The following is a 22,188-nucleotide window of genomic DNA, read 5'->3' as shown; positions in this document are numbered from 1 at the left end:
CTCCAGTGTCGGGAATGCGGATAAACGGAGGCTCAACGCCTCATTGACGGGCACAACTCCCCACCGCCGTCACCGTTCCGGGCGCCAGTCGCCTCTCCTCCTTGCCCACCTTGAGCACGATCCCGTCCGGCCCGGCCGAGACCAGGTCCCCGCAGACCTCCCCGACCCGCACCGGGTGCGCGGGCGGCGACGGCGCCCCGAACCAGGCCACCGCCACGGCGGCGGTGGCCGCCACCAGACCGCTCACGCAGCACCACGTCGCCCTCCGCAGGCCCTTGGTGACCCGGCTGATCTCCCGGTCGGTCCAGGCCTTGAGCCTCGGCCCGTTGCGCAGGATGGTCTCCCCCGGGCTGCCGTGCGCGGCCCGGACGGCGAGCAGCGTCCCGGAGACCAGGAGGACGAAGGCGAGCCCGACCGCCACCCCCGCCACGTTCCGCAGCCCGCCGGGGAGTTCGGACAGGCTGTCCCGCCCCTTGAGGACGGTCAGCAGGGCGACCAGGGCGGCCAGCCCCGACAACCCGTTGCGCCAGCCCTCGGCCTGCTTGCGCAGCTCCGGCAGCTGGGTGAACTCCAACTCCCGCGCCAGCACCTCCCACCGGCGGTCCGCCTGCTCGCTCACGGCGCCGCCCCGATCTCCCAGCTCGCACCACAGCCCGTGAACGGGGCGTTCGCCGCCATCCCCGGGTGGGGGTAGCCGCACTCGCAGTAGTGCACCTCGGGCACCGGATCGACGGGCGCCGACCGGTTCCGCCGGAAGATCGCCTTCGTCCCGGTACCGGCCAGCCCGTGCCCCCACACGGTCTCCGTCCGCCCCTGGCACCTCGGGCACGGACCCACCACCCGGACGCCCTGGTCGTCCTCCGTCCGCGTGTAGTCCGCCCCCGGCACGTCGGGCAGCCGCTGCTCGACGTACGGGGTGGTGAAGTCGTGCTCAGCCATCCTGCTTCCGTTCTCCCAAGTCCAGCCCGAACATCCCCTGGTAGAGCGCGAGCCGGTCCCAGACCCACTCCTCGCCCTCCCCGATCTCCTCCGCCACGAACGCCACGTGTTCCCGGCCCACCCGGCCCTCAACGGCGGGCAGCAGCCCGTCCAGATAGACGGAGAGGATCGCGAAGTCCTGCCAGAGCGGCAGGACGTCCGGCCGCTCCGGCACCCGCGGCGCCGGCCCGAGCGGCAGGTACGGCTCGATCCGCTCCCACACCTGACGGACCGTCTCTCCGAGCCGCCCGGCGATCGACACCAGGTCCAGCGGCACCAGCGGCGTCCCGGGCTCGCTCACCCGGTGCTCGTCCGCGAGTGCTTCTACGGCCCGCTCATCGGGGGCCGCAGTGCGCAAGACCTCGACCTGCTCCGCCGTCAGTTCCGGGATCAGGGCCCCGATCTGCCGCAGTGGGTGGAGGTCCTCGTACGCCTCGGCCGCCGTGCCGAACCCCGCATGGTGCGCGAACCGGGCGAGCCTCTGCGGAGTCAGCTCCACCCATTCCCAGGACCGCACGGTCGAGTCCACTCCGCGCTCGTTCTGGTCGGTCAGCACCTCCCTGTGCCAGGGTCTCGGCTGGAACGCCCGCAACTCCGCCGGGAGTGCCTGCTCACAGCCTCCGAAGCGCCCTTCCTCCTCCCGGACGGAGTCCCACACGCCGGACAGCGGCTCGTGCAGTTCCAGGGCGGCCGCGAACATGGCCACGCCGGTCATGACTCGCTCCGGCAGGTCGTCACCGTCGAAGGAACCGGTCCCGCCCGAGTAGATGACCCGCGTGCGATGCGACAGCAGGTCCCACTGCTCGGCCAGTGCGGTGTTGTCCGGTACGGGCAGACCGAGCCGCCGCAACCCGGTGAGCGCCTGCCGCCGCTCTGCTGCCGAGGCGTTCCCGCTGGAGTCCACGATCCATCCCAGGTCCAGGCCGTCCGCCCGTGCCCTCCTGACCAGGGCGGCCATCAGCGCGGACGGGACCTCCCGACGCGCGGTCACGTCGAGCTCGGACCAAGGTTCGAAGACCAGACCCAACGCCTGTGCCAATTCGGCCAGTTGGTCCTCGGCCTCGTCCATCGGCACCTGTTTCTCGTGAGCCCACACCACCGCTGCGGAGCGGGCGAGCTCGTAGGCCCCGTCCGCCCGTCGTTCGACCTGGCGGAGCAGGAACTTCTCGGTCCCGTACGGCAGCCCTGCCCAGGCCAGGGCGTGCTCCCTGGCAGGGGCTGTCCACCCCAGCCAGTGGAAGTCCGCCAGCTTGGCCAGGACCGGCTCCACGTCACCGCCCCTGGCCACCTCCCGGACGTCGGCCGACGAGGCGACCCTGCGTCCTCCGAGATAGAGCATCGTCAGGTCGTCCTGGGTGCAGACGTAGTCGCGGTGGTGGTCCGGAATCCGAGGAAGTTCCCGGCCGTGCCACGGGGCCAGCTGACCCATCTGCTCGACCAACTCGCCCAGGGTGAGGCCGTAGGCCCGGGAGACCCACAGAAGCCCGTCCAGGCTTCCCCGTTCGCTGCACAGGCGCTGGACCCCATGCTGGTACTGGAGTTCCATCGTTCCGGAGAGACCACGTGCCAGCCGTGCCGACGCGGTGATGCTCGTTCCCGGCAGTGTTCTCGGAGCGGCCATGCCCCGGTGTCCGACACGAAGCCGGCGCCCTGCTCGCACGAGTTCGGACACGTTCGTGCCGCACTCGTGCGCCATGGTGACGACCTGGGTCCAGCCGAGCAGCTGGGCCGTGGCCAAGCGCTCGTCCCCCGGGGTCAGCAGCGGATAGCCGGCCAGGGAGACCGGCGGGACTCCCCCGTGCGCGAATGCGACGTCATGTCCCAGAACAGCGACTCGCCACGGCCCCAGCAGTGGCAGGACCTCCGATTCGCCCGGCCGGTAATCCCTCGAGTACGAGCCGCCGTCGAGGCGGCACCATCCGACGTCGTCCAGGGCGATTCTCACCTCCCCCAAGGCCTGCTGATCGTGCGGCGATTGCGCGGGAAGAGTGAGCCCACGGCCCTGGAGCTCGCCCCACAGGAGCTGCGCGTCCGAGAGCTCGTTCTGCTCCAATGCCCAGAGCCACTCCATGGTGAGCTCCGGCCAAGCAAGCAGCGCGTCCACTCCGGCCAGCAGGGTTTCCGAGGCCCACTCGAGGTCGTACTCCTGGAGGGACTTCCGGTCCACACTCAGACGCCCGGCGTGCGGACCGGTCAAGTTCAGCACTCGGCCACACAGCTCCCGGTCGGTCACGATCCCGTCGCAGAGCACCACCCCCGGCCCGGTCACCCACCAGAGCACTCCCTCGACAGCAGGCTGCATCCTCCCGCCGGACGTCCACGGTCCGGGGCGCAGCTGTCCCGGGACCCAGCTCTCGACCACCTGGTCGTGCCGTGCCTCCAACCTGAACTCGCTCATCGCGACCAGACGGCTCAAGGTGTCCACGCAGGAGAGGTCCGCCAGATCCGCGTCGTCCCGGAGGTAGAGCCGGATCCGGGTGCCGCCCTCCGGGCAGCTGTCCTCGGTGAGACCGGTCACCTGCTTGATCCGGAACAGGGATCCGCTGCTCGGGATCTCCACCTGCAGCGCATGCCGGGAGACGGCACCGTCGCGGTAGACCTCCCGCGTCACCACCGTCATCTCCTCGGCGAGCATGAAGTAGCTCAACACCCCGATGCCGAAGCGGGAGTTGGGGTAGAGCCGCAGGTTCTCCTCGTCGTGCCTCAGCCAGTCCGCCTGCTCCCGCCGGAACGCCCGCGACTGCTCGAACCTCCGCCCCGCCCGGGTGAAGGTCGACTTCAACTGCTCCTGGCCCATCCCGACGCCGTTGTCCTCGCACTCGACGAACCGGCGGCCGGCGGCGTCCACCCCTTGGGTGAAGGTGATCTCACCGCTCCACTTCGCCGCGTGCCCACCGCTGGACCGCAAGTAGCGCAGGCGCATGTCGCGGTACCGGCAGGCGTCCATGGCGTTCTGGTAGAGCTCACGGAGGGCCAGCTCGGGCTCGCCGTACAGCTGGCGGCCCATCAACAGCTCACGCACCTCGGTCTGCGCCAACTGGAAGCGCAACAGCGGCAGTTCGTACGGGCTCTGCCCCGCCCCGCCGTCCGGCCGCAGGTGATTGTCCGTCACCCGGTGCGCCACTGCTTCCAGCAGTGCGGCGTCGCTCTGGGGCATCCGCCTCCGCAGTCGGCCGATGCCCTCCGCCATCCGGTCGGCACGCTCCACGATCTCGGCCATCGCCGCGTGCACCGCCTGGTGGGGGCTCGCCAGGTTCAGGTGCAGCAGCCCTTGGGGATCACGCTCCCAGTCCACCTTCCGCACCACGCGGAGCAGCCCCTCCGGTGTCACCGGGTCGGAGACGGCCAGGTGGTCGGCGACCACCTCGGGGAGGGCCCGGGCATCGGCCGACAGGGCGGCGGCCATGCGGAGGAGGACGGCCAAAGGCCGTGGTCGGAGCACCTGGGCGGCCCGTCCGAACGGCCGGACCCGGATCTCCTCCGGCCCGGCTTCGCTCTCGGCCTGCAGGTCGAGGCCGATCTGACCGGCCAACCCGTCGATCGCCGCCGCGAGTTCAGCCGCGTTCGACTCGGTCAGGTGCTCCGCGAAGGGGCGGCTCGACTGGGTCGGGACGGCCACCTCGTCCGTCTCGAACCGCTCGTTCACCCACCGGTGGGCGAGCCAGAGCGCCAGGGTCTCGGCGTCCTCGGGACGGTTGCGCTCCAGGCAGCGTTCCAGCCGCCCGGTGATGTGCCGGTAGTGGTCGTGCACCTGCTCCAGGTGGCGTCTCGCCGGGCCGCACTTCGGCAGCCGTTCGCCCCTCAGCGGTTCGACCCCCGCCACCTGGAGCCAGCGGTCGGCCCGTGCCTGCTCGTAGAGGAACGGCGCGGCGACCAGCGCCGCGACCTCGACCGGCCGGCAGCTGCCCCGGCCCTCCGGCAGCAGCTGCGGGAGGATGCGGAGCAACCGCACCGGGAAGTCCTCGTCGGCCCACGGATCGGGCAGCCCTTCCTGGGCGCGGTGCACCGAGCGCGCGCAATCCCTGACCAACTGGACCAGGGCGTCCTGGAGCTGCTCGACCAAGGCGTCCTGGTCGGGCCCGACCGCCCGCCAGAGGGCCGGCTCGGTGACGACCGCCTCCCACTCCGTCAGCAGCTGGCGCCCGGTGCAGATCTCGGTGGCCTTGGCCGCCTCCTCCTGGTCGGAGCCGTAGCGGATCCACACGTCCTGCGGGTGCCCCGCCAGGGCCGCCGACCGAGCCGTCCTGGCGAGGGCCGCCTCGTAGACCTCGTGCACCGTCCTCGGTGCGGAGAGCGAACCGAGTGCCTCGGCCAACCCCCGGGTGAAGAAGCTGCCCTCGTCCGAGTAGCCGCTCCGCTGCCCCGGCGAGCAGCCGACCATGACGGCGTAGCGGCCGACGGGCTGGCCCTGGGTGACGGCGGTGCCGAAGCCCGCTTTCGGCTCGCTCAACGGGTCGCGGCAGGCGTCGATCAGCCAGAGCACCAGGCCGGCGCGGCAGTCCGCGAGGTAGTCGCTGACATCGGCCGGGAGCAGTGACTCCAGGTGGGAGCGGCGCCAGGGGCCCTCCTTCGGGGCGCGGGCGTCGGCGGGGATGAGGTAGTCCTTGGTGTCGTGGCGGACGCCGTGACCGGTGAAGTAGAGCAGGAGGGTCCCGCCCTCGGGGACGGCGGAGGCCGCCTCCTCGATCGCGGTGGCGATGCCCGAACGCCCGGCCTCCCGCCCGGTGACCGTCTTGATCTGGTACCCGGACTCGTCCAGGGCCGTCCACATCGCGGCCAGGTCGGCGGCGACCGGCTCCGCGAGTGACACGAACTCCCTTTCCGCGTCCGGGGTCTCCTCCACCCCGATCAGCAACGCATGCCGCACGTCAGCCAACCCCCACCCCTTCGTCCCGCCTCCGGCGGACGAGCCTATCGGCCGTGGACGGGAGGGATGCGCCGCACGTGGGAGAAAGGGGCGGGAGTGGGAAGCATCCGAAGGAACGCCGCCCCGTCGGAAACGAGAGAGGACCACCGTGCTCCTGCGCCGCGCTTCGGCCTTCCTACTGTCCGCAACCCTCCTCACGGCCTGTGGATCCACCACCGCGACTCCCCAAGCCCCGCCCACCACCACACTCACACCGACACCGGCGCCCACGCCGACCGTGGTCACGACCCCGGGCGCCGCCTTACAGGACGTCACCTCCGCACTCAGCGACCAGGGACGCGGCGGACCGTTCACCGCGGTGTTCGGCACCCTCGTGCTCGACGGGCCCGCCAACACCGTCACGCTCTACGTCACGGACGAAGCCGAGGGCCGCAGGCTGGTCGCCGCCGCCGCGGCCGCGCAGCCGGGCATCGACACCGGCCTGGTCCGCATCGTCCGCTGCCCGTACTCGCGCAAGCAGATCGACGCGGTGATGGACCGGATCATGGACTGCTCCGCGGCCAAGGCACTCCCGTTCACCGTCCTCGAGGCCTCGATGGCCCACGGCTCCACCGGCGTCAAGGTCGGGGTGGAGCCGGCCGGGGTCGGCTCGGCGGAACTGCAACGGGCCTTGGACCGCCTGGCCGACGGCATCCCGGTGACGGTCCACCAGGCCCGCCCGGGCTCCGACCAGCTCGCCACCCACCGGCCGCCCACCGGCGCGACGCCGTCGCCGTGACGCACCGGCAGGCCGGGCACCCATCGCGGGCCCGTCCTGTGCCGTACGGTGCTCCTGGCAGCCGAAGGAGGAACCCCACGTGAGTGCCCAGCCCATCCACGGTCCCGAGCTGATCCCGCGGCCCGCCCGCACTCCCTTGGCCCTGTACGAGGCCGTGGCGGCACTCGTGCCGAACCGGCTACCCGAGATGACCGCGGACCAGGCCCGGGCGATGACGGAGGCGGTCGAGAACGACAGTCTCAAGCCCCTGCTGCGCTTCACCACCAAGTGGGCGGTGGAGGTCGAGATCGCGCGGCACCCGGAGACCCTCGCCGAGCTGCACCGGGCCGAGTACCTCGCCCACCACGCGCCCACCCCGGACGAGCGCCGCCGGCAGGCCGCCCTCGCCGGGGCCATCGCGACCGCCGCGGCCGAGGCGGTGCGGGGGTGACCTGGGGCTGGGAGTACAACCCGGACGAGACCGGCGTCATCGCCGGCGCGCCGCTCGCTTTCGTGGCCCAGGTCGAGAAGAAGGCTGACGAGATCGTCCGGGCCGCCTCCGCGCTCTACCTGGACGGAAGCAGCTACCAGGGGCTGGGCGAGAAGATGAAGACGGCCGATGTCGAGGACGGCATCTTCTGGTACATGGTCATCCCCGGGACGAACGCGTCTACGTCCTTCGCGTCCAGGCCTTGTAGCCGGCCTCCTCGGAGCGCGGTAGCCCCCGCCGTTACGGACGCTCGGCCGGTACCGGCGGGAGGGCGGGCCAGCGGCTGAGCGCGGCGTTGCGCAGGTCGGCGCAGAGCACGCCCAGGTCGCGCAGGTCGGGACGACGTACCGTCAACTGCCCGACCACGCCCAGCCGGTGGGCGAGGCGGCGGCGGGCGGTGGCGGTGCCCCAGGTCCAGTCGGTGTGCGGGAGGCGGGCGAGGTGGTCGGTGGTGCCGCGTTCGGCCCGGGGGACCAGGGCGTCGCCGCGGAGGAGCCAGCCGGTGCAGGCGTCGGTGAGGTCGGCGTCGCCGAGGTGGGTGCCGGTCGCGGTGTGCCAGGCGGTGCGGTAGGCGGTCTCCGCGCGTGAGAGCAGCGGGTCGGGGGCGGAGGTGACGCACCAGCAGGTGGGGAACCCGATGCGCAGGTAGGCGAGTTCGACCAGTCCGCTGCCGAGCGAGGCCTGTTCGAAGTCGATGAAGCGGACCCCGTCGGCGGTGTGCAGGTCGTTGCCGGGGCAGGGGTCGCCGTGGAGCAGGGCGTGGCCGGGGGTGGAGCCGAGCCGGTCCACGAGTTCGCCGAGGGTGGCGGCCAGGCCGGCCGGGGCGGGGACGCCGAGGGTGGCGGCGAGGGTGAGGAAGGAGTCGACGTCGGCCCGGTCCGGGCCCTGCCAGCGGGGCAGGGCGTGAGCGTCCTGCGGTCCGGCGGTGGCGTGCATGCGCGCGAGGGCGTCGGCGTAGGCCACGATCCAGTCGCCGGAGGGCCGTTGGTGGTCCAGGTGCTCCAGGACCAGGACCCGCGCGGCGGGGTCGGCGCCCAGGACGGCGGGCACCACCGGGAGCGGGGCGCGCGCGGCGATCCGCAGTCCGGCCAGCTCGCGGGCGTAGCGCTCCTCGGCGTCGGCTCCCTCCACGGCCTGCTTCACCACCGCCGGACGCCCGTCCAGCTCGATCCGCCAGACCCGTGAACGCGGGCTGCTGACCAGCCGACGGGCGCGCCTCGGCGGGCCCAGCTCGGCGCGCAGTTCCTCCCCGAACGGCACTCGTGACCACATCCGGTCATCCTCGCACGCGGGCGAACGGACATCCGTGAATATCCGATCGGCTTGTGGGACAACGGACTTGTCGTACCGATCCCGTTGCTGCCGCCGGGGTAGCCCACAGGGGTGAAGGCGGACCGTTTCGGCGGCCCCGGTGATCATCGGGCGCTGTAGAAAGGGCCCGTCCTGTTGATCACCTGATGGGCTCTCACCATGCTCAAGGCAGCTCTGCGCCTCGCCGCCGCCACCTCCCTCGCCCTCGCCTCCGTCGCCGTCACCACCCCCGCGCGAGCGGCCGACGCCGAGACCGGACCGTGCGGCCCGGTCGGGCACGTCCACCTCTCCGACTGGTGGCGCACCACCACCTCCACCTCCCCCACCCTCGTCCCGGACGTCCTGCACGCCTCCGTCGCGGAGAACTGGCAGTGGCGCGAGGACACCAACACCCTCTGGCGGGGCGACACCCGGGAGACCGTGGAGCAGATCTTCGAGGACGGCTTCACCCCGCGCGGCGACCACCTCGCCCCGCTGGACGAGTACATCGTCAAGGGCGGCGGCCAGAACACCGCGCACCTGAGCACCAGTTGCGAGAAGTGGGTGGCCCAGCGGTTCGCCACCTACGGCGCGGCGAAGACCGGCTGGGTCTACGAGATCGAGGCCCCCGGCGGCATCGACGTCAACGCCACCGCCGCGGTCAACGGCTACCAGTCGCCGTACCTCTGGAACAAGGAGATCGACTTCCCCGGCGGCATCACCGGCGAACACATCAAGGGCGCCTGCAAGTTCCGCCTGCTCTGGACCGACCCCGAGACCCGGGTCAACACCTACGACAACCTCGGCTGCAAGACCAACCAGCACTTCGACCCGTCGGCGGCCCTCTCGCACTGATCACCGTCTCCTGGGTCTGGGTGAACTCCCCTCCGCACTAAGGGCGTTCACCCAGGTCCAGGCCGAACATCCCCCGGTACAGCTCCAGCCGCCCCCAGACCCACGCCTGCGCCACGTCCAGTTCCACGGCCACCAGCGCGACGTGCTCCCGGCTCACCCGTCCCTCGACCGCCGGGAGCATGCCGTCCAGGTGGACGGAGAGGATCGCGAAGTCCTGCCAGAGCGGCAGCACGTCAGGCCGCTCCGGCACCTGCGGCGGCGGGCCGACCACCAGGTACGGCTCGATCCGCTGCCAGACCTCCTCGACGGTCTCACCCAGGCAGCCGGCGATGCTCACCAGGTCCATCGGCACGAGCGGCGTGCCGGGGTGGCTCACCCGGCAGGAGTCGTCGAGGGCCACCAGGACTCTGGCATCGGGCTCCAGCCCGTCCAGGGCGTCCAGCTGACCGTCCGTCAGTTCCGGTACCAGCGCACCGATCGGGCGCAGCCGGGCAAGCAACCGGTAGGCCGTTCCGACCGGCAGTTGCAGCTCGTCCGCGTGGATCACGAGGTGCCGGAGCGTGACGTCCTTCCACACCGGCGCGGCCGGTCCCTCGTCGTCCGGGCTGGGGAAGACCAGGTCGGTGTCGTACCCCCAGCCGAGCAGTGCCTCGACGTCCACCTCATCGGGCCGGATCTCCCTTAGGTCATCGGGCAGTTCGGGGAGGGAGAGGCCGAACCGGGCGGCTTCCCGACCGGCCACCTCCCAGATCTCGCCGAGGTCCTCCTGCAGCCGCCAGGCCGCGGCGAAGAGCACCGCACCGGTGATGTCCTCCGCCGGGAAGTCACCGGATTCCCTCTGGACGTTCCTGCCGGAGAGCGCGGTCCGGCTACGGACGGACAGCGTGCCCCAGGCGGCGAGCAGGCGGGTGTCCGGCGGCAGCGCGACCCCGAGCCGGGTCAGTTCGGCGATGGCCTGCAGCGTCTCGGGCTCGTCCAGACGACCGAGCACGAGGCCCAGTGCCTCGACCCCCAGGCCGTCCTCCAGGAACCAGCCCGATTCCTGGACATCCCGAACCACGATCACCAGGGCATCGCTCGGGTGCGAGGTCCCACCGGACAGGGTGTCGGCGCCGGGCCGGCCGAACACCGCGCCCAACTGCGGGGCCCGCGCCCGCAGATGGTCCTCGGCCTCTCCGACCGTACTCCCCCGCGCGTCCGCGAGCTCCACCGCCGCGCCCCAGCCGATCACCGGAGCCCCCTCCCCGGTCGTGTCGAGGTGGCGGCGCAGCAGGGCCGCCTCGGCCCGCGTGAGCTCCAGCCAGTTCTGCACTTCGTGGGGATCGGGCTCCTTCCAGCCCAGCCACCCGTAGCGCCGCACGGTCTCGAGGTGCTCTTCGAGGGTGACCCGCTCACGTGCCCTCGCCACGGCCGCCAGATCGGCCGCCGACCGGATCCACCGGTGGTCCTCCACCGAGAACGGGAGGTAGAGCGTCTCGATCTCCCGGTCGGTGACGACATGGTCGCGGAGGTCCTCGGGAACCTCGGGCAGGACGAAACCGTGGAGCGGGCCGAGCCGGACGGCCCGGTCGAACAGCACACCGAGGGACCAACCGGTCTGCCGGGACGTCTCCAGCAGGCTCCTCGGGTCGCCCCGCTCCGTGACGACCTGCCCCGCGGACACCGTCTTGGACTGCTGCCCGGTGAGTGCCCGGGCGACCCGGATGTCGACGGCGTCCGGCACGCCGTCCGGGGAGGGCGCCCCGGCCGGCGGGGCACCCTCGAACGGGCCCACCACACGGAACGACCGCAGCACCCGCCACGCCTCCCGCGCGGTGCGGCCCTGCGCCGAAGCACTCTCGATCACCGACGCCCAGTCCTGCGCGTGGCCGACCAGCGACCGGTCGCCGGGCTCCGGGACGGGAAAGCCCAGGAGCGAGGCCGGTGCGTCCTCGCACGGCTCGGCCCCGACGTACCCCGCCAGCACCGCGGAGCGCCACGGATGCTCCTGCTCGTCGCCGACGTGCCTCAGCACCAGGCCGTCCTCCGCGTACCAGCCGACCGCGTCCAGTGGCAGACCGATCTCCTCGTCCTCGCCGATCCGGTGCCGCACCTCCACGCCCGTACCGGCCCACTCCCGCCAGAGTGTCCGGGCCAGCCCGATCGTCCGGCTCTCCACCTCCCACAGCCACTCCATGCCCAGCCGGGGCCAGCGGAGCAGCTCCGCCGCCCCCGCCCGCCAGACCGAGCGCTCCCAGTCCTGGTCGTACTCCTGGAGCGTCTTCCGGTCCACGCTCAGCTCCCCGGCGTGCGGCCCGGTCAGGTTGAGCACGTAGCCGTACGGCCTCTGGTCGGTGAGGACGCCGTCGCAGAGCACCGCTCCGCCGGCCTCGACGAACCAGAGGGTGCCGGGCACCGCCTGGTGGGCACCGCCGTCGAGGTTCCACGGGCCTTCCCGCAGCTCCCCCGGCCGCCACTCCTCCTCCCGGCCCGCGTGCCGCGCCACCATCGCGAACTCGCTGACCGGGACCAGCCCGCGCAGCGTCGCCACGCAGGAGACCTCGACCGGCTCCGGCTCCTCGCGCAGGTACAGCCGGACCCGCGTCCCGCCCTCCGGCAGGTTGTCCTCGGTGGGGTCGGTCTGCTGCTGGATCCGGAACAGGCTGCCGCTGCTGGGGATCTCCACCCGCAGCGCGTGCGGGGCCACCGCGCCGTCCGGGAAGACCTCGCGGGTGACCACGGTCATCTCGTCGGCGAGCATGAAGTAGCTCAACACGCCGATGCCGAAACGGGAGTTGGGGTAGAGCCGCAACGACGGGTCGTGCCGCAGCCAGGCCGCCTGCTCGCGCCGGAAGGACCGCGACTGCTCGAACCGCCGACCCGCCCGGGTGAAGGTCGACTTCAGCTGCTCCCGGCCCATCCCCACGCCGTTGTCCCGGCACTCCACGTACCGCCGGCCCGCCTCGTCCACCCCCTGGGTGAAGGTGATCCGCCCGGTCCACGACACCGGCACCGGCCCCTTGGAGCGCAGGTGGCGCCAGCGCATCTCCCGGTAGCGACAGGCGTCCATCGCGTTCTGGTACAACTCACGGATCGCCAACTCCGGCTCCCCGTACAGCTGCCGACCCATCAACAGCTCCCGTACCTCCGTCTGCGCCAGCTGGAACCGCAGCAACGGGACCTCGTACCGGGAGCGCCCGTCCCGGGTACCGGGCCGCAGGTGGTTGTCGGTGACCCGGTGCGGCACCGACGCCAGCAGCGCGGCCTCCGTCTCGGGGAGGCGGCCCCTGAGACCCGTGGTGAACTTCGCCATCCGGTCGGCGCGTTCGACGGTCTCGGCCATCGCGGCGTGCAGGGCCTGGTGCGGGCTGACCAGGTGGAGGTGGAGCAGGCCCTGGCCGTCGCGCTCCCAGTCCAGTTCGGAGCGGACCAGCCGGACCACCTCCGCCGGGGTGACCGGGTCGGAGACGGCCAGGTGGTCGGCGATGACCGAGGGGAAGGTGCGGGCGTCGGCGGCAAGTGCGGCGGCCAGCCGGAGCAGGGCGGCGAGCGGGCGGTAGCGCAGGCCGGTGACCTCGCCGTCGGCGAGGCGGAAGCGGAGCGGTTCGTGGTCGGGGCCGCCCTCGCGGGGCAGGTCGAGACCGATCTCGGAGGCCAGGTCACGGAGCAGGGAGGCGAGTTCGCCCGAGCGTTCGCCGCCACCGGACGCCTCGACGGCGAACCGGCCGACCGGCTCGGGCGGGACGGGGCTCTCGTCGGTCTCCAGGCGTTCGCCGATCCACCGGTGCACCAGCCAGAGGCCGAGCGCGGCGGCGTCCTCGGCCCGGCCCCGGGAGCTGCTGGCGATCAGCTTGCGGGTCGCCTGGCGGTAGTGGTCCTGGACCTGTTCGAGGTGGCGGCGCAACTGGCCGGCCTCCGGGAGCCGTTCGCCGCACAGCGGTTCGGCGGCGGCGGCCTGGTGCAGCCGGTCCGCCCAGGCGGCCTCGCGCAGGAAGGGGGCGGCGATCAGCGCGGCCGCCTCCGCCGGGGAGAGGGTCCCCGGTGCGGTGGGCAGGAGTTGGGGGAGGAGGCGGAGCAGGCGGACCGGGAAGTCGTCGTCGGCCCACGGGTCGGGGAGCTGCGACTGCGCCCGGTGGACGGTGCCGGCGCAGCTCTCGACCAGGTCGAGCAGGTGGCCCTGGAGCCTGGCCGCCGTGCGGTCGGTGCCCGGGGTCAGCAGGCCCCAGATCCGCCGGTCGGTGACGGCCGCCCGCCACTCCTCCAGCAGGCGGCGGCCCGAACAGATCACGGCCGACCGGGTCTCGCTGTCCCGGTCCCCGCCGTAGCGGATCCAGACGTCCTGGGTCAGGCCCTGGCGCCGGGCCGCCCGGGCGGTGTACTCGGCAGCCGCGCGGTGGACCTCCTCCACGGTGCGGGGCGCGGAGAGCGAACCGAGCGCCTCGGCCAGGCCCCGGGTGAAGTGGCTGCCCTCCGGGGTGAAGCCGCCCTGCTGGCCCGGGGAGCAGCCGACCATGACGGCGAAGCCGCCGCTGGGCTGGCCCCGGACGATCCTGGTGCCGAAGGCCTCCGGCCCGTCGTCGACCGGGTCGCGGCAGGCGTCGACCAGCCAGAGCACCAGGCCCGCGCGGCAGTCCGTCAGGTAGGGGCTGATGTCGGCGGGGAGCAGCGAATCCAGGTACGGCGGGCGCCAGTTGCCGTCCTGCGGGGCGCGGGCGTCGGCGGGGACGAGGTAGTCGGTGTCCCCGTGGCGGACGCCGTGGCCGGTGAAGTAGAGCAGCAGGGTGCCGCCCTCGGGGACGGCCGAGGCGGCCTCGTAGACGGCGGTGGTGATGGCGGCCCGACCGGCCTCGCCGTCCACCTCCTCGACCTCGTAGCCGGACTCCTCCAGCGCCGTGCGCATCGCGGCCAGGTCGGCGGCCACCGGCTCCGCGAGCGACCCGAACTCCCGGGCCGCCTCGGGGGTCTCCCCCACCCCGACCAGCAACGCCCGCCGCACCTCGGTCACACCGTCCCCCTCCGACTCGCCCCGGCAGGCGAGCCTATCCGCCGAGGGCGGACGGAGGAGCGGGAAGGGGGCGCGGGGCGTAGCCTCCTCGCCATGTACGGCATCCGGCTCCAGCAGCTCCGCCCCGACCACGCGCCCGCGGTCCTCGCCTTCGAGCGGGAGAACCGGGCCTACTTCGCCGCCTCCGTCCCCGACCGCGGTGACGGGTACTTCGCCGCCTTCGAGGAGCGGCACCGCGCCCTGCTGGCCGAACAGGCCGCCGGGGTCTGCCACTTCCACGTCCTGCTGGACGACGCCACCGGCGAGGTGCTGGGCCGGTTCAACCTGGTGGACGTGGCCGACGGCGAGGCCGAGCTCGGGTACCGCGTCGCGGAACGGGCGGCCGGCCGCGGCCTGGCCACCGCCGCGGTCGGCGCACTCCTCGAACTCGCCGCCTCCGCCTACGGTCTGACCGCCCTGCGGGCCGTCACCACGCCCGACAACGCGGCCTCGCGGGCCGTGCTGGCCCGCACGGGCTTCACCGTCACCGGGGAGACGACGCTGGGCGGTGGCCTCCCGGCCCTGACGTTCCGTCGGAGCCTGGAGGCCACCGCATGAAGCGTCAGGCGCCGTAGACCCGGACGTTGTCGAGGACCCAGTACCAGTTGTTGCTGCCGGTGTAGCGGAAGCGCAGGCGCAGGTCGGTGGCGCCGGCGGGGACGGTCAGGGTCAGGGTCTGACGGCCGTTCACCAGGGCGCTGTAGGAGGCGATCTGGACGGGGGTGCCGCCGCTCCAGGAGGCCAGCACCTTGGCGGTCTGGGAGCCCTCCTGCTGGTAGTAGCAGGTGTACTCGACCTTGACGGTGGCCAGGCCGGAGACGGGGTAGGCGGGGCTGACCAGGGTGGTGTCGTAGGCACCGGAGAAGGACTTGTCGGCCCACTCGTCGGAGTCGGCGACCGCGAAGACGTTCCGGGAGCGGACGTTGAGCTCGCGGTACTGGTCGCGCTGGGTCCTGGTCCAGAACTCGTCCGTGGTGAAGGACCAGCCGCGCCACTCGGTGACCCCGCCGGTGCCCATCGCCGAGTTGTCGACCGACCAGCCGCTCGGCGGGGTGTGGGTGAAGCCGAGGACGCCGGCCGCGATGCCGGTCTCGTCCACCCGGCCGGTGAGCTGCGGGCGCAGCGAGTCGAAGGCGTCGGGGGTCAGGGTGGCGATCGGGGCACCGTCCAGGCCCCAGGCCGGGTCGACGGCGATGCCGAGGTGGGCCAGCGCGGTGGGCGCGATGTCCACGATCCGCACGTCGTACCGGACCGAACCGGCCGCCATCCCACCGCCGTTGGCGATGACGAAGGTCTGCCGCTCCTCCCAGGTGGAGCCGCCGTGGCCGCCGGTCGGGGTGTGGCCGTGGTCGGCGGTGACCATGATCAGCCAGTTCTCCTGGGCGTAGGTGGCGCGGCCCCGGACGGCGGCGACGATCTGGCCGACCTGGGCGTCCACGCCCTTGATGGCGTCCAGGTAGGCCTGGCTGGCGGAGCCGGACGCGTGGCCGGCGTGGTCCACGTTGTCGAGCTGGACGAAGACCGCGTCCGGGTTGGCGTCCCTCAGCTGGGCGACGGCCCGGGAGGTGGTGCCGGTGTCGTACTCGGCGCTCGGGGTGGCGATCCGGGTGTCGACCTTGGCGGAGTAGATGGTGTTGGGGATCGAGGCCCAGGAGGCCACCACGTAGGTGGACAGGCCCGGGCGGGCGTTCTCGGCGCGGGTCAGCCAGTCCGGGTAGGCCGCGAAGTTGGGCGCGGTGAAGTTGTTGTTGACCACGTTGTGCTTGTCGGGCCAGACGCCGGTGGCGATGGTGGACCAGCCGGGGCCGGAGGAGGTCTCGGCCATCGGGTTGGCGTAGAGGCTGCTGGCAGCAGTCAGGCCGCCGGCCATCAGGGCGTCCAGGTTCGGGGCGTCGGCGTCCTTGATCCGGTTGAGCATGGTGCCATCCAGACCGATCACCAGCACCTTGGGGGTGAGGGCGGTGGCAGCGAGCGCGGTCCGGGCCAGCGGGCCGGCGGTCAGGGCGGCGGCAGCGGCGGCGGCGGTGCCGAACAGCACGCTGCGGCGGGGGAGTCCTGCGGTCACGGCGTTCTCCTGGGGAAGCGTCGGGAGCGGGGCGGGGCGCCGACCAATGTCCGGCCGGCCGGTGGCGCGGTCTCCCCCAAACGCCGTACCGCGCATGAACACCGACCGAACTTCGGTCCAGACCCGTTACCATTCCGTGATGGCACGACCCCCGCGGCGCGGCCCGCGGACCGTCAGGCGGTCGGCCCCAGCCGGGTGGTGAAGCTGAAGCGGTCACCCCGGTAGAGGGAGCGGACCCGCTCCAGCGGGACGCCCTCGGTGTCCTGGGTGAGGCGGTGCAGCAGCAGCATCGGCAGGGCCGGCGGGGTGCCGATCAGCAGGGCCTCGCGCGGGGTGGCCAGCACGGTCTCGATCCGCTCCTGGGCGCCGCCGAAGCCGATGCCGAGCTTCTCGGTCAGGAAGGCGTAGAGCGAGGAGGACGGGTCGAACTCCTCCTCCAGCGAGGGCAGCCGGGCCACCGAGAGGTAGGTGCTCTCCAGGCCGACCCGCTCGCCGTCGGCCAGCAGCACGCGCTCCAGGTGCCAGACCGGGGCCCCCTCCGGCAGTCCCAGCTGCTGCGCCAACTGCCGCTCCGCGCCCAGCCGTTCGAGCCCGATCAGGGTGCGCCCGGGCACCCGCCCCTGCCGCCGGACGCCCTCGGTGTAGCTGGCCAGCGAGAGCGGCTGCTCCAGCTTCGGCCCGGCCGCCACCGTCTGCCGCCCCCGGCGCCGCACCCGCCCCTGGATCAGCAGGTCCCGCACCGCCTGCCGCAGGGTCTCCCGGGAGACCTCGTACCGGGCCGCCAGCTCCCGCTCGGTGGGCAGCGCACCGCCCTCCCCCAGCTCCTCCAGCAGGGCCTCCAACTCGGCCTTCACTGCGTAGTACTTGGGCACCCTCCCGTGCTCGGGCACCCCGGAACGGTTCGGCAGGTCAGCGGCGTGGTTCACCCGGCCATGCTTTCATGCCGTCAGAGCCAGTCCCGGCGTTTGAAGACCAGGTAGAGGCCGGTGCAGACCAGGGCCATCAGGCCGATCGCGAAGGGGTAGCCGTAGACCCAGTCCAGTTCGGGCATGTGGAGGAAGTTCATGCCGTAGACGGTGCCGATCAGGGTCGGCGCGAAGAGGATGGCGGCCCAGGAGGAGATCTTCTTGATCTCGTTGTTCTGGGTGTGGCCGGCCTCGGCCAGCTGCTTCATCTCCTCGTTCTGGGCCTGGGAGACCAGGGTGGCGTTGAGCAGCAGGATGTTCTGGAGCAACTGGCGGAAGCCGTCGACCCGTTCGGCGGCGGTGGTGGCGTGGTCGGCGACGTCGCGCAGGTAGCGCTGGAGCTCCTCGTCGGTGCCGTACTTGCCGAAGCCGGCCTCCAGGCTGCCCATGATGTCCAGCAGCGGCCGGGTCGAGCGCTGGAACTCGACGACCTCGCGGGAGAGTTCGTAGATCCGGCGGGAGACGCCCGGGTCGCCGCCGAAGACCTCGGTCTCGATCTCGTCGATGTCGTGCTGGAGCCCGGCGATCACCGGGGCGTAGCCGTCCACCACCGCGTCCAGCACGGCGTAGAGCACCGCCTCGGGGCCGAGCGCCAGCAGCTCCGGGTCGGCCTCCAGGCGGCGGCGCACCACCGAGAGGTCGGGGGACTGCGAGTGGCGCACCGTCAGGACGAACTGCGGGCCGACGAAGAGGTGGATCTCGCCGAAGTCCACCTGCTCGGTCTCGTCCAGGTAGCGGGCGGCCCGCAGCACCACGAAGAGGGTGTCGCCGTACCGCTCCAGCTTGGGGCGCTGGTGGGCGACGATGGCGTCCTCGACGGCCAGCTCGTGCAGGCCGAAGCGTTCGGCGGCCTCCAGCACCTGGGCCTCGGCGGGGCGGAAGAGTCCGATCCAGGCCATCGCGCCCGGCTCCCCCGGCACCTGGCGGTAGACCTCGGGCAGGGTGTCGGCGCCGGCGATCCGGCGGCCGTCGCGGTAGACCGCGGCGTCCACCACGGAGCGCTCCAGCGAGACCCGGGGCTCCTCCCGGCCGCGTTCGGAGCGGGGGTCCATCGAGTGCTCCGGCGCCCGCTCGGCAGGACGGGAGCCGTCGGGGCGGGAGAAGGGCCGCAGACCGGCTCGGGCCGCGCGGGAACGCCAGTCGGACATGGGAAGGACCTCCGCCGACCAGTCTGGAACGCGACGACCCGCCGCGCACGGTGGCGCGGCGGGTCGGGGCGGTGCGGTGCGGTCGGTCTCAGGCGGCGGGCGCCGGGGCGGGCTTCGCCGGGGCCTTCTGCTGACGCAGGAACAGGAAGAGCGTGGGCACCAGGTAGAGCACCCAGACCCAGACCTGAAGCTTCGTCGGGTCGGGCTGGAAGTTGAAGACGCCCTTGAGCAGGGTGCCGTACCAGCTGTCCTGCGGGATGGTCGAGGAGATGTCGAAGGCCCGCTTCGCGTTGAGCCCCGGCAGGATCTCGGCCTCCTGGAGGTCGTGCACGCCGTAGGCGAGCACCCCTGCGGCGACCACCACCAGCATGGCGCCCGTCCAGGTGAAGAACTTCGCCAGGTTGATCTTCAGCGCGCCCCGGTAGAACAGCCAGCCGAGCACCACGGCGGTGAGCAGGCCGAGCGCGGCGCCGACCAGCGGGCGGATGCCGTCGCTGGTCGCCTGCACCGCGGCCCAGATGAAGAGCGCGGTCTCCAGGCCCTCGCGGCCGACCGCCAGGAAGGCGGTGAGCACCAGGGCGAGGGTGCCCGTCGCCACGGCCGCGTCCAGCCTGCCGTGCAGCTCGGCCTTGAGGTGACGCGCCGTCCGGCGCATCCAGAACACCATCCAGGTGACCAGGCCGACCGCGATGATCGACAGTGAGCCGCCCAGTGCCTCCTGGGCCTTGAAGGTCAGCTGGCTGGAGCCGTAGGTGAGCAGGGCGCCGAAGGCCATGCTCAGGCCGACCGCGACGCCCACCCCGGTCCAGACCGGAGGCAGCGCCTCCCGGCGCCCGGTCTTGACCAGGTAGGCGATCAGGATGCAGACCACCAGGCTGGCTTCCAGACCCTCGCGCAGGCCGATCAGGTAGTTGCCGAACACGCGCGTGTCCTCCGTTTCTGTACTGGTGACGAGGGGTCAGGGTCAGCCGAGGAGCGACTGGCCCCACCACTCGCCGGGCTTGCGGACGCCGGGCGGGCAGGCGAAGTGCGCCGAGCCGACGTGCTGGATGTACTCGTTGAGCGCGTCGTTGGCGGCCAGCCTGCGCTGGACGGTGACGAAGCCCTTGCGGGTGTCGCGCTGGTAGGCCAGGAAGAACAGGCCCGCCTCCAGCCGGCCCAGGCCGTCGGTGCCGTCGGTGAAGGAGAAGCCGCGGCGCAGCAGTTGGGCCCCGCCGTTGCTGTCCGGGTGGGCCAGGCGCACGTGCGCCTCCTTCGGCATGGCCGCGAGGTCGGGCGCGTCGTGCTCCTTCTGCTTCCCGTACGGGGCACCCTCGCGCTTGGTGCGCCCGAAGATGTCCTCCTGCTCCTGGAGCGGGGTGCGGTCCCAGGTCTCGATGTGCATCCGGATCCGCCGGGCCACCAGGTAGGAGCCGCCGGTCATCCAGTCCGGGCCGTCGCCGGGCGCGGCCCAGACGTGCTCGCCGAGGGCCTTGTCGTCGGTGCCCGCGATGTTGCGGGTGCCGTCCTTGAAGCCCATCAGGTTGCGCGGGGTCTGCGCCTCCGGGGTGGTGGAGGAGGTCTTGCCGAAGCCGAGCTGGGACCAGCGGACGTTCACCACGCCCATGCCGATCCGGGCCAGGTTGCGGATCGCGTGCACCGCGACCTGCGGGTCGTCGGCGCAGGCCTGCACGCAGATGTCGCCGCCACTGCGGACCGGGTCCAGCGCGTCGCCGGGGAACTTGGGCAGGTCGATCAGGCCCTCGGGCCGCTTGGCCTTGAGGCCGAAGCGGTCCACCCCGTCCTTCTCGAACAGGGTCGGCCCGAAGCCGATGGTCAGGGTCAGCCGGGACGGCGGCAGGCCGAGCGCCTCGCCGGTGTCGTCCGGCGGGGCCTCCGCCAGACCGGTGGCGCCGGAGCCGACCTCGCGGCCGCCGGTCATCACGGCGGCCGCCTTGGTCCACTCCTTCAGCACCCGCACCAGGGCGTCCCGGCTGGTGGTGGAGACGTCGAAGGCGGCGAAGTGCAGCCGGTCCTGGACCGGGGTGGCGATGCCCGCCTGGTGCTCCCCGTAGAACGGGACCTCGGGGACGGCCTTGAGCGCGGCCTCGGCCTGCTCGCCCGAGTCCCGGGTGGCGGCCGCCACCGTGCCGACCGCGGCGGCGCCGAGCGCCACCCCGGCACCGGCCCAGCCGATCACGGCCCGGCGGCTGACGCCGGTGGGGGCGTCCGCCTCCGGGGTGGCCGCCTGCGGGGTGGCCGCGGCCTCGACGTGCTGCTGCTCGGTCATGACTGTCCCTCAGTCCCTCTGCCTCGGATGCCTCGGTTGCCTGGGTCGTCTCAGCTGACGACGGTCGCGGCGGCGAGCTTGGAGAGCGGCTCGGCCAGGGCGTTGACGGCGTCCGAGAAGACCTTGCGCTCGGCGTCGCCGACCTTGTCGTAGGAGGTCCAGGTGCCGCCCTGGTTGTACTTGGCGAGCAGGGTGTTCAGCGCGGCGAACTCCTGGTCCAGGGTCTTGGCCAGCTCGGCGTCCTTCTCCGCGACGACCGGCTTGAGCAGCTGGTAGGCCTTGAGCGCGCCCTCGACGTTGGCGTTGAAGTCCACCAGGTCGGTGTGGCTGTACCGCTCCTCCTCGCCGGTGACCTTGCCGGTGGCGACCTCGTCCAGCAGCTCCTTGGCGCCGTTGGCCATCGAGGTGGCGGTGACCTCGGCGGTGCCGACGACCTTCTGCCACTCGGTCAGGTCGGCGACCAGCTGGTCGGCCAGCTTCTTGTCCTCGTCGGTGATCCTGCCGTCGGCCCAGAGCGACTTCTCCAGCTTGTGCCAGCCGGTCCACTCCTGGCCGGGCTCCAGGCCGTCCTCGCGGACGTCGGTCTTCGGGTCGATGTCGCCGAAGCTCTCGGCCACCGGCTCGGTGCGCTCCCAGCCGATCCGGGACGGCGCGTAGGCGGCCTTGGCGGCCTCCAGGTCGCCGGCCTTCACCGCGTCGGCGAACTTCTGCACCAGCGGCATGGTGGCGTCGGCCTGCTCCTGGACGTACGTGCGGTACGCGGTGACCGCCTCGGTCAGGCGCGGGTCGGTCTTGGCCTGGGCGGCGTCGCCGGTGACGGTGATCTTCTGGCGGATGCCGTCGCCCACCATGCCAGGCTTGCAGGCGACTTCGTACTCACCGGCCTTGATCTCGGCGGTGATGGTGGCCTTGGTGCCGGGGCCGATGTTCTCCCGCTCGGTGACGATCTTGTCGTCGGCCGCGTAGACGTAGACCTCGGTGGTCTTCGAACCCTTGTTGGTGACCGAGAAGTTGACCGGGCCGGCCGCGAAGGTGGTCTTCGACAGCTCGCAGGCGGAGTCGGTGGCGTTCACCTGCACGGTGCCGTCGGCGGAGACGTCCTTCTTCTGCTCGGTGCAGGCGGTCAGCGCGACTCCGGCCACGGCGACGGTGAGCAGCGCGGCGAGGTACGGGCGACGGACGGGCATCAGCGGACTCCACGGGCAGGGGAAGGGCATGAGGGAGGGTGAGGGGCACTTAGGCCACCCTCACCCACAAGTAAAGTAAGGCATGCCTCAGCTCATGCCCACCTCAGGGCGGTAACGGATGGGCAAAACCCTCCGCCCGGACACTCCGTCAGGTCCCGCGGGGTACCCGAACGACCCGCCCAACGCCTTGTCGGAGCACCGACACGCACGCTGAACTGCGCGTTCCCCAACCGTTGTGCGAGCTTCCGGTACGCACCGCCGCCCCCGGAAGCAGACCGTCCGCCCCGTTGTGAC

16 protein-coding genes are annotated in these 22,188 nt (G+C 72.5%); 5 read left to right on the top strand and 11 right to left on the bottom strand.

The genetic code is table 11. The annotated features are described in order from the left end of the window. Positions 1 to 40: 40 nt before the first annotated feature. Genes ACIA8O_RS13445 through ACIA8O_RS13435 form a run of 3 tightly spaced genes read right to left on the bottom strand, consistent with a single transcriptional unit; the run spans position 41 to position 5,845 of the window. Positions 41 to 619 carry a hypothetical protein gene (locus tag ACIA8O_RS13445; protein WP_396293839.1) on the bottom strand — a complete coding sequence of 193 codons (579 nt, stop codon included), beginning with the start codon at positions 617 to 619 and terminating at the stop codon, positions 41 to 43. Further along, entirely contained in the window at positions 616 to 939 is a 324-nt protein-coding gene (locus tag ACIA8O_RS13440) for a hypothetical protein (RefSeq protein WP_396293837.1), read from the bottom strand. Before ACIA8O_RS13440 ends, ACIA8O_RS13445 begins: the two co-directional genes overlap by 4 nt. After that, positions 932 to 5,845 (bottom strand): caspase family protein, encoded by a 4,914-nt coding sequence (locus ACIA8O_RS13435; protein WP_396294253.1) that lies wholly within the window; start codon positions 5,843 to 5,845, stop codon positions 932 to 934. The genes ACIA8O_RS13440 and ACIA8O_RS13435 overlap by 8 nt, the downstream gene beginning before the upstream one ends. Positions 5,846 to 6,203: 358 nt before the next feature. Here ACIA8O_RS13435 and ACIA8O_RS13430 point away from each other — a divergent pair, with 358 nt between their 5' ends. From ACIA8O_RS13430 to ACIA8O_RS13420, 3 genes are all read left to right on the top strand, one after another. Next, positions 6,204 to 6,623 (top strand): hypothetical protein, encoded by a 420-nt coding sequence (locus ACIA8O_RS13430; protein ID WP_396293836.1) that lies wholly within the window; start codon positions 6,204 to 6,206, stop codon positions 6,621 to 6,623. Between the two features lie 79 nt (positions 6,624 to 6,702). Next, positions 6,703 to 7,053: a hypothetical protein gene (locus ACIA8O_RS13425; RefSeq protein ID WP_396293835.1), complete on the top strand. Its 351-nt coding sequence runs from the start codon at positions 6,703 to 6,705 to the stop codon at positions 7,051 to 7,053. Beyond that, a complete protein-coding gene (locus tag ACIA8O_RS13420; protein ID WP_396293834.1) occupies positions 7,050 to 7,379 on the top strand; it encodes a hypothetical protein in 330 nt (109 codons plus the stop codon). The genes ACIA8O_RS13425 and ACIA8O_RS13420 overlap by 4 nt, the downstream gene beginning before the upstream one ends. On the opposite strand, the gene ACIA8O_RS13415 is transcribed toward ACIA8O_RS13420, so the two are convergent. Beyond that, positions 7,333 to 8,364: an aminoglycoside phosphotransferase family protein gene (locus ACIA8O_RS13415; RefSeq protein ID WP_396293833.1), complete on the bottom strand. Its 1,032-nt coding sequence runs from the start codon at positions 8,362 to 8,364 to the stop codon at positions 7,333 to 7,335. The two genes, ACIA8O_RS13420 and ACIA8O_RS13415, sit on opposite strands and share 47 nt — an antisense overlap. A 198-nt stretch (positions 8,365 to 8,562) precedes the next feature. Between ACIA8O_RS13415 and ACIA8O_RS13410 the strand changes: the two genes are divergently transcribed. Continuing rightward, positions 8,563 to 9,237, top strand: a complete 675-nt coding sequence (locus ACIA8O_RS13410; RefSeq protein WP_396293832.1) for a hypothetical protein — start codon at positions 8,563 to 8,565, stop codon at positions 9,235 to 9,237. 37 nt (positions 9,238 to 9,274) lie between these two features. Here ACIA8O_RS13410 and ACIA8O_RS13405 read toward each other — a convergent pair whose 3' ends face one another. Then, a complete protein-coding gene (locus ACIA8O_RS13405; protein ID WP_396293831.1) occupies positions 9,275 to 14,221 on the bottom strand; it encodes a caspase family protein in 4,947 nt (1,648 codons plus the stop codon). 93 nt (positions 14,222 to 14,314) lie between these two features. Here ACIA8O_RS13405 and ACIA8O_RS13400 point away from each other — a divergent pair, with 93 nt between their 5' ends. Next, positions 14,315 to 14,818 carry a GNAT family N-acetyltransferase gene (locus ACIA8O_RS13400; RefSeq protein ID WP_396293830.1) on the top strand — a complete coding sequence of 168 codons (504 nt, stop codon included), beginning with the start codon at positions 14,315 to 14,317 and terminating at the stop codon, positions 14,816 to 14,818. A 4-nt stretch (positions 14,819 to 14,822) separates the two neighbouring features. Here the strand turns inward: ACIA8O_RS13400 and ACIA8O_RS13395 are convergent, their stop codons facing one another. The 6 genes from ACIA8O_RS13395 to efeO all read right to left on the bottom strand — a co-directional run bounded on the left by ACIA8O_RS13395 (position 14,823) and on the right by efeO (position 21,894). Then, positions 14,823 to 16,325, bottom strand: coding sequence for an alkaline phosphatase family protein (locus tag ACIA8O_RS13395; protein WP_396293829.1), 1,503 nt, complete (start codon positions 16,323 to 16,325; stop codon positions 14,823 to 14,825). Between the two features lie 173 nt (positions 16,326 to 16,498). Continuing rightward, positions 16,499 to 17,251: a GntR family transcriptional regulator gene (locus ACIA8O_RS13390; protein WP_396293828.1), complete on the bottom strand. Its 753-nt coding sequence runs from the start codon at positions 17,249 to 17,251 to the stop codon at positions 16,499 to 16,501. Between the two features lie 20 nt (positions 17,252 to 17,271). Continuing rightward, positions 17,272 to 18,438, bottom strand: coding sequence for a magnesium and cobalt transport protein CorA (locus ACIA8O_RS13385; protein ID WP_396293827.1), 1,167 nt, complete (start codon positions 18,436 to 18,438; stop codon positions 17,272 to 17,274). Positions 18,439 to 18,526: 88 nt separating this feature from the next. Further along, positions 18,527 to 19,360: an iron uptake transporter permease EfeU gene (gene efeU, locus ACIA8O_RS13380; RefSeq protein WP_396293826.1), complete on the bottom strand. Its 834-nt coding sequence runs from the start codon at positions 19,358 to 19,360 to the stop codon at positions 18,527 to 18,529. Positions 19,361 to 19,402: 42 nt separating this feature from the next. Beyond that, entirely contained in the window at positions 19,403 to 20,707 is a 1,305-nt protein-coding gene (efeB, locus tag ACIA8O_RS13375; RefSeq protein WP_396293825.1) for an iron uptake transporter deferrochelatase/peroxidase subunit, read from the bottom strand. Between the two features lie 50 nt (positions 20,708 to 20,757). Then, positions 20,758 to 21,894, bottom strand: coding sequence for an iron uptake system protein EfeO (gene efeO / locus ACIA8O_RS13370; RefSeq protein ID WP_396293824.1), 1,137 nt, complete (start codon positions 21,892 to 21,894; stop codon positions 20,758 to 20,760). Positions 21,895 to 22,188: the final 294 nt, after the last annotated feature.

Origin of the sequence: Kitasatospora sp. NPDC051853 (genome assembly GCF_044452665.1) — a bacterium.
GTDB lineage: Bacteria > Actinomycetota > Actinomycetes > Streptomycetales > Streptomycetaceae > Kitasatospora.
Note: the sequence above shows the minus strand (reverse complement) of the source record. Positions and strands in the feature narration are given on the sequence as shown.

What these genes read in the sequence shown, in the direction of transcription:
- ACIA8O_RS13440 (WP_396293837.1), bottom strand. Translation starts at nt 939, where the DNA reads ATGGCTGAGCACGACTTCACCACCCCGTACGTCGAGCAGCGGCTGCCC.
- ACIA8O_RS13415 (WP_396293833.1), bottom strand. Translation starts at nt 8,364, where the DNA reads ATGTGGTCACGAGTGCCGTTCGGGGAGGAACTGCGCGCCGAGCTGGGC.
- ACIA8O_RS13410 (WP_396293832.1), top strand. Translation starts at nt 8,563, where the DNA reads ATGCTCAAGGCAGCTCTGCGCCTCGCCGCCGCCACCTCCCTCGCCCTC.
- ACIA8O_RS13400 (WP_396293830.1), top strand. Translation starts at nt 14,315, where the DNA reads ATGTACGGCATCCGGCTCCAGCAGCTCCGCCCCGACCACGCGCCCGCG.
- ACIA8O_RS13385 (WP_396293827.1), bottom strand. Translation starts at nt 18,438, where the DNA reads ATGTCCGACTGGCGTTCCCGCGCGGCCCGAGCCGGTCTGCGGCCCTTC.
- efeB (WP_396293825.1), bottom strand. Translation starts at nt 20,707, where the DNA reads ATGACCGAGCAGCAGCACGTCGAGGCCGCGGCCACCCCGCAGGCGGCC.
- efeO (WP_396293824.1), bottom strand. Translation starts at nt 21,894, where the DNA reads ATGCCCGTCCGTCGCCCGTACCTCGCCGCGCTGCTCACCGTCGCCGTG.